Raw genomic sequence first — 7,145 nt, forward strand, 5'->3', positions numbered from 1 at the left:
CGGGGCCGGGGGGCCGGGCCCGGGGCCGGTGCCGTGGGGCCCGGTGCCGTGGGGCCCGGTGTCGTGCGGGCCGGGGGCCCGCTCAGCCGTAGGAGACGTTGCTGCAGATGTCGTCGTCGGCCGAGCGGGCCTCGCTGACCACCTCGGAGGGCAGCGGGGCCGGCGCCGCCGGGGCGCCGCCCGCGGCGGGGGCGGCGGCGGCGTTGGCCGCCGCGTAGTCCTTGCCGAGCACGAGGCTGATCCCGGCCGCCGAGGTCGGCGTCAGGGTGGCACCCGGGAACAGCGCCGCGACCTTCTCCGCGTTGGCCTTCTGCCCGCTGCCGTACTCGACCGTGGTGGTCGCCTTGTTGGTGTTCTTGGCCGTGGCGACGCCGGTGACGGTGACCTTGGCGGCCTTGAGCGTCTCGGCGGCCTTGCCGGCCAGGCCGTTGGCGGTGGTCCCGTTGAAGACCGCGACCTTGACCGGGGTGTCCACGGGGGCCGGCGCGGGCGGCGCCGCCGGCGTCGTCTCGGGCGCGGCCGGCGGGGTCTGCGGCGCGTCGTCCTGCTTGCCGGTGGCGTCCTGGCCGTCGATGGTCCGGTCGGCCAGCAGGGTCTTCCAGAGGTTGTCGACGGCCGGGTGGACCAGGTCGATCCGGGGGCCGTTGTAGCGCCAGGGCGCGGTGAGGAACTTGACGTCGTGCAGGTCGATGTTCTTCATCGACAGCGCGAAGTCCATCAGCTTCTTGGCCGAGTCCAGCCCCGGGTCGACCGTCATCGACTTGGTGGCCGCGTCGGCCAGCGGCAGCAGCGTGGTCGGGCTCAGGCCCTCGCCCTTGACCTTGGCCATCATCGAGGCGAGGAACGCCTGCTGCCGCTTCATCCGGCCGACGTCCGAGTCGTCGCCGATGCCGTGCCGGAGCCGGACGTAGTCCAGCGCCTTCTGGCCGGAGACCTTCTGCTTGCCCTTGGGCAGGACGATCTTGCCCTTCTTGCCCAGGTTGGGGTTGATGTTCCCCTCGTAGATGTCGTTGGGCAGGCAGACGTCGACCCCGTCCACGGCCTGGGTCATCGCCGCGAAGCCCTCGAAGTTCACCTCGATGGTGTGGTCGACCCGGATGCCGGTGAGCTTCTCGACGGTGTTCTGCGTGCAGGCCGGGTTGCCGGCCTCGGTGTTGCCCACCGAGAACGCCGAGTTGAACATCTGCCCGGCCCTCTCCTCGGTCCACTTCCCGTTCGGCAGCTTGCAGCGGGGGATGGTGACCAGGGCGTCGCGCGGGATCGAGATGCCGACGGCGTGCTTGTGGTCGGCGTAGACGTGCAACAGGATCGTGGTGTCCGAGCGGGCGCCGTCCTCGTCGCCGCCGCCGAGGTCGCTGTTCTTGCCGGCGCGCGAGTCCGAGCCGATCAGCAGGACGTTCACCGGCTTGTTGCCGTTGGCGTCGGCCTGGGCCTCCGGCGGACGGTCGGTGGCGATGGCGTCGCTGTCGAAGGACTTGATGTTGCCGTTGAGCTTGTAGTAGATCACGCCGCCGGTGCCCGCCAGCAGGACCAGGACGCCGGCCACCGACCAGGCGACGATCTTCTTGACGTTCTTCTTGGGCTTGCGGCTGTTGCGCGCGGCCGCCCGCCCGCCCGCCGCGGTGCCCTCGCGGCCGCCGTCGGACCGGCCACGGCCGCCGCCCTTGCCCTGGGCGGCCCGGCGGGCCTCGGCCCGGCCACCGGGACGCGGCGCGGGGACCCGGCCGCTCGCGTCGGCCGGCCGCTCGGTGCGCACACCGCCGCGCGAACCGCCGTCGGCGCGCCGCCGCCCGTCCGCCCCCGACGTGCTCTCGTCCCTCTGGCCTGACATGCGCGTACCTCTCAGCGGCGGATGCAGCAATCCTGTCCGGGTCCGGGGGTACGGCCCGGGGTCCGCCGGGAGCACCGCACAGGGGCACCGCACCAGGAGACGCGGAGCTTCAGCGGAGCATACAAACTCTTCCTGTGACGGTCAGCATCCGGGTGCCGCCGGAACGACCGGAGACCCGGCCGGTGGCCGGTCCGCCGGAGACGCCACGGCCCCCGCCGCGCCCCGGATCCCGGCTCAGGACACCGGGTAGAGCCGCTCCAGCACGGCGGCGACGCCGTCCTCGTCGTTGCTGACGGTGACCTCGTCGGCGACCGCGAGCAGTTCCTCGTGCGCGTTGGCCATCGCGACGCCGTGCGCGGCCCAGCCGAACATCGGCACGTCGTTGGGCATGTCCCCGAAGGCGATGGTGTCGGCGGCCCGGACGCCCAGCCGGCGGGCGGCGACGGCCAGCCCGGTGGCCTTGGAGAGGCCGAGCGGCAGCAGCTCGACGATGCCGGCACCGGCCATCACCACGCCGACCAGGTCGCCGGCCACCCGGCGGGCGGTCTCGGCGAGGAGGTCGTCGGTCAGCCCGCGGTGCTGGATGTACAGCTTGCTGAGCGGGGCGAGGAACAGCTCGTCCTTGGCGACCCGGACCACCGGCAGGTCGGAGCCGATCAGCAGTTCGTAGCCGGGCCCGGCCAGCACCTCGCCGTCCAGGCCGTCCTGGTTGGCGGCGACGGCCAGCGGGCCGGTCTCCGCCTCGATCTTGGCGATGGCCAGCGCGGCCAGCCGGCGGTCCAGGGTGAGCGAGGTGAGCAGCTTGTGCGCGCCGGCGTCGTAGACCTGGGCGCCCTGTCCGCAGACCGCTATCCCGTGGTAGCCGATCTCGTCGAAGACCGGACGGGCCCAGGCGGCCGAGCGCCCGGTGACGATGATGTGCAGCGCCCCGGCACCGGTGGCCGCGGCCAGCGCGGCGCGGGTGCGCCCGGAGACGGTCTCCTCGCTGGTCAGCAGCGTGCCGTCCAGGTCGGTGGCGACCAGCTTGAAGGGCAGGCCGCCGCCGTCGGCGGGGGAGACCGGGCTGGGGCTGGGGCTGCTCATGGGCCGTGCGTCTCCCGGGAGTTGCTTTCGGGGCGGTGGTGCGGGCGGTGCAGGTGCCGGCGGCACCGGTGGTCCGGTGCCGCCGGGACGGCTACTTGACGGGCTCCAGGACGGAGCGCCCGCCGAGGTACGGCCGCAGCGCCTCCGGCACGACGACCGAGCCGTCGGCCTGCTGGTGGTTCTCCAGGATCGCCACGATGGTGCGCGGGACGGCGACCAGGGTGCCGTTCAGCGTGGCCAGCGGGCGGACCTTGCCCTCCTCGCGCATCCGGATGGAGAGCCGGCGGGACTGGTACTCGGTGGTGTTCGAGGTCGAGGTGACCTCGCGGTACTTGCCCTGGGTCGGGATCCACGCCTCGATGTCGAACTTGCGCGCGGCCGAGGAGCCGAGGTCGCCGGAGGCGACGTCGATCACCCGGTACGGCAGCTCCAGGGCGTTCAGGAAGTCCTTCTCCCACTGGAGCAGGCGGCGGTGCTCGTTCTCGGCGTCCTCGGGCGAGGTGTAGACGAACATCTCCACCTTCTCGAACTGGTGGACGCGGATGATCCCGCGGGTGTCCTTGCCGTAGGTGCCGGCCTCGCGGCGGAAGCAGGACGAGTAGCCGGCGTACCGCAGCGGCAGCTTCTCGGCGTCGATGATCTCGTCCATGTGGTACGCCGCGAGCGGGACCTCGCTGGTGCCGACGAGGTAGCGCTCCTCCTCTTCGAGGAAGTACACGTTCTCGGCGGCCTGGCCGAGGAAGCCGGTGCCGTCCATGGCGGCCGGGCGGACCAGGGCCGGGGTGATCATCGGGATGAAGCCGGCCGCGGTGGCCTGGGCGACGGCCATGTTGACCAGGGCGAGCTCCAGCAGCGCGCCGACACCGGTCAGGTAGTAGGACCGCGCGCCGGCGACCTTGGCGCCGCGCTCGGTGTCGATCGCGCCGAGGATCTGCCCCAGCTCGACGTGGTCGCGGGGCTCGAAGCCCTCGGCGGCGAAGTCGCGCGGGGTGCCGATCTCCTCCAGCGTGACGAAGTCCTCCTCGCCGCCGACCGGGGCGGCCGGGTCGATGAGGTTCGCCAGCGAGCGGAGCAGGCGCTCGGCCTCGTCCTTGGCCGCGCCCTGCTCGGCGTCGGCGGCCTTGACCTCGGCGGCCAGCTCCTTGGTGCGCTGGAGCAGGGCGGCCTTCTCGTCGCCCTGGGCCTTGGCGACCAGCTTGCCGAGCGTCTTCTGCTCGTTGCGGAGTTCGTCGAAGCGACTGCCCGAGGACCGGCGCCGCTCGTCGGCGGAGAGGAGGGCGTCGACCAGGTCGACGTCCTCGCCACGGACGCGCTGCGAGGCGCGCACTCGGTCAGGGTCCTCACGGAGCAGGCGAAGGTCAATCACGGGCCCAAGCCTACCGGGCGGGGGCCCTTCCACCGTTACGGGTTTTCCCCTGGGGATAACTCCCCGGAGCCTGTGGATAACCGGTGCGGGGGACGATCCGGTGTGAGGTTATCCACAGGCGGCCCCGGTGGGCTGTGGACGGTCGGGCTCCCGGGAGGGGTGACGCGCGGAACCGCGGAATTGAGGTTTCAAACCTCATTTGACCTTCCCGAGTGAGGGAATTGAAGCACTCGGACGGGTGATTTGCTGGCACACGGGTGACTCTGGCCCGATTAGTCATCTCTGCGACGCTAACCGATGATCCGACCGAAACCTGCAGTGGCTATACCGGTTTGTCGACTCGTCCCCAGGTCTGTGGATAACTCCGGGCTGTGGACAGCGGACGCCCCTGTGGACAGCCGGTTCCGGCGGCAGGGGCCCTGTGGACGACGGGTGCGGTCACCCGCCCCGCCGTCCGGGCCCGGTCGAAAACGGTCGGAAAAGGTCAGGCGGACAAAAGCCGGCGAGCAGATGTCGCCCCGGCCCTCAGACGTCGCCGCGACCGTCGAGGCAGCGGGAGAGCCAGTCGGCCGCCTCGGTGAAATCGGCGTCCGAGGTGCCCGGCCGCTGGTACGCGGAGGCCTGCTGGTCGGCCCGCGGATAGGAACCGAGGAAGCGCACCTGCGGGCAGATCCGCTTGAGGCCCATCAGCGCCTCGCTCACCCGGCGGTCGGTGAGGTGTCCCTCGCAGTCGATGAGGAAGCAGTAGTTGCCCAGCCCCTCGCCGGTCGGCCGGGACTCGATCCGCATCAGGTTGACCCCGCGCACCGCGAACTCCTGGAGCAGCTCCAGCAGCGCACCCGGGTGGTCGTCCGGCAGCCACACCACCATCGAGGTCTTGTCCGCGCCGGTCGGTGAGGAGACCCGCCCGGGCCGGCCGACCAGGATGAACCGGGTGGTCGCGGTGGCCGCGTCGGCGATGTCCTTGACCAGCGGGTCCAGGCCGTAGATCGGCGCCGCGAACTCGCCCGCGAACGCGCCGTCGAACCGGCCCTCGGCCACCAGCCGGGCGCCGTCGGCGTTGGAGGCGGAGGACTCCCAGCGCGCGTCCGGCAGGTTGGCGGCCAGCCAGCGGCGCACCTGCGGCTGGGCCACCGGGTGGCTGGTCACCGTCTTGATGTCGGCGAGCTCCGTCCCGGGCCGGACCAGCAGCGCGAAGGAGATCGGCAGCAGCACCTCGCGGTAGATCATCAGCGGGGTGCCGGAGGCGAGCTCGTCGTTGGTCGCGGTGACGGCGCCCTCGACCGAGTTCTCGACCGGGACGAACGCGCCCGACGCCTCCCCGGCCCGCACCGCGTCCAGCACCAGCGGGACCGAGGCGAGCGGGACCAGCTCCCGGGTCGCCGCCTCGGGCAGGGTGCGCAGCGCGGCCTCGGTGAAGGTGCCCGCCGGGCCGAGGTAGGTGTAGCGGGTCGCCGACATGCCGCGCCTCCAAGGGGGTGGGGGGTACCGAGTGAACGAAGAGTGTCCGGGTGACCGGGTGGTCACCGGGTTAGCCACCTTAACGACTCCGCCGCGCACGCCCGGCGGCGTTCCGTCCAGTGGGCAGTTCTCTGCCGAACCGCTGGGATTCGGGCCGGGGACGTGTTACGGCCCGCCGCCGGACGGGGGCTACTCCAGCAGCGTCTGCCCGACGTACCCGCCCTCCGGGGCGCCCGGCGGGACGGCGTACAGGCCGCTCGCCTCGTGCCGCAGGAAGCGGGAGAGGCCGTCGCCCCGGGAGAGCTTGCGCTGCACCGGGGTGAAGCCCTTGCGGGGGTCGGCCTGGAAGGCGAGGAAGAGCAGTCCGGCGTCCGGGGAGCCGTCGGCGAGCAGGCCGTCGTGGTACGAGAAGCCGCGCCGCAGCATGGCCGCCCCGCCGTTGGCGGCCGGCGCCGCGACCCGGATGTGCGCGTCGGCCGGGATCGCCAGCGAGCCGTCCGGGCCCTGTGCGGCCAGGTCGACCGGGGTGGACTCGCCGCCCGAGGCGGGTGCCGAGAGCGGGGCGCCGTCCGACTTCCGCCGTCCGATCACCCGTTCCTGGCGGTCCTGCGGCAGTGCCTCCCAGTTGTCCAGCAGCATCCGGATCCGCCGGAACACCAGGTACGAGCCGCCCGCCAGCCAGGCCGGCTGGTCGCCGCCGGGGGCGCAGAACACCTTGCCGGCGAAGCCGTCCTCGCCCGGCTTGGGGTTGTTGGTGCCGTCGATCTGACCCATCAGGTTGCGTCCGGTCATGGGCTGCGGGGTGGCGCCGGGGGTGCGGGCGAAGCCGGCCGACTGCCAGCGCAGCGCCGCGGTGCCAGCCGCCTGCCGCTGCAGCACCCGCAGGGCGTGGACGGCGACCAGGGCGTCGTCGGCGCCGATCTGGACGAACAGGTCGCCGTCGCCGCGGGCCTGGTCGAGGGCGTCCGCCGGGAAGGCGGGCAGCGGCTCCAGCGCGGCCGGGCGGCGGTCGGCCAGCCCGGTCTTGTCGAACAGGGTGGCGCCGAAGCCGAAGGTGACGGTGAGCGAGCAGGGGCCGGCGTCCAGCGCGACCTGGTTCTCGAACTCCTCGGCCGGCTCGCCGACGGTCAGCCGGGCGGCCGTCCGGGACCAGCGCTGCAGCAGCGCCCGCAGGGCGTCCCGGCCGGCCCCGGCGGCGAGGTCGAAGGCTGCCAGCTGGACCCTGGCCTGCTGCGGATCGAGGATGCCGGCCTGATGTTCCCCGTGGAACCGTCGCCAGGCCGTGCCGAGCGCACCGGCCGGGCCGGGGGCGGGAGCGGCCGCCGGGGCCGGGGGCGGGCCGGCCCCGGAGGTTCCGCCGCCCCCGCGCCGGCGCGCGGGCCCGCCGCGGTCGGAGCAAGTGCC

General features: G+C 73.2%; 5 protein-coding genes. All 5 read right to left on the reverse strand.

The genetic code is table 11. The features are described 5' to 3' along the window. Positions 1-82: 82 nt before the first annotated feature. Positions 83-1,831 carry an LCP family protein gene (locus ABZ885_RS14735; RefSeq protein WP_360187651.1) on the reverse strand — a complete coding sequence of 583 codons (1,749 nt, stop codon included), beginning with the start codon at positions 1,829-1,831 and terminating at the stop codon, positions 83-85. 234 nt (positions 1,832-2,065) lie between these two features. Next, positions 2,066-2,914: an HAD family hydrolase gene (locus tag ABZ885_RS14740; RefSeq protein ID WP_360187652.1), complete on the reverse strand. Its 849-nt coding sequence runs from the start codon at positions 2,912-2,914 to the stop codon at positions 2,066-2,068. 91 nt (positions 2,915-3,005) lie between these two features. Beyond that, positions 3,006-4,280: a serine--tRNA ligase gene (serS, locus tag ABZ885_RS14745; RefSeq protein WP_360187654.1), complete on the reverse strand. Its 1,275-nt coding sequence runs from the start codon at positions 4,278-4,280 to the stop codon at positions 3,006-3,008. A gap of 525 nt (positions 4,281-4,805) precedes the next feature. Continuing rightward, entirely contained in the window at positions 4,806-5,741 is a 936-nt protein-coding gene (gene pheA / locus ABZ885_RS14750) for a prephenate dehydratase (RefSeq protein ID WP_360187655.1), read from the reverse strand. A gap of 189 nt (positions 5,742-5,930) precedes the next feature. Further along, positions 5,931-7,145 (reverse strand): iron uptake transporter deferrochelatase/peroxidase subunit (efeB, locus tag ABZ885_RS14755; protein WP_360187657.1); only part of this gene is annotated, 1,215 nt, incomplete at its 5' end.

It is taken from the genome of Kitasatospora sp. NPDC047058 (assembly GCF_040643935.1).
Lineage (GTDB): Bacteria > Actinomycetota > Actinomycetes > Streptomycetales > Streptomycetaceae > Kitasatospora.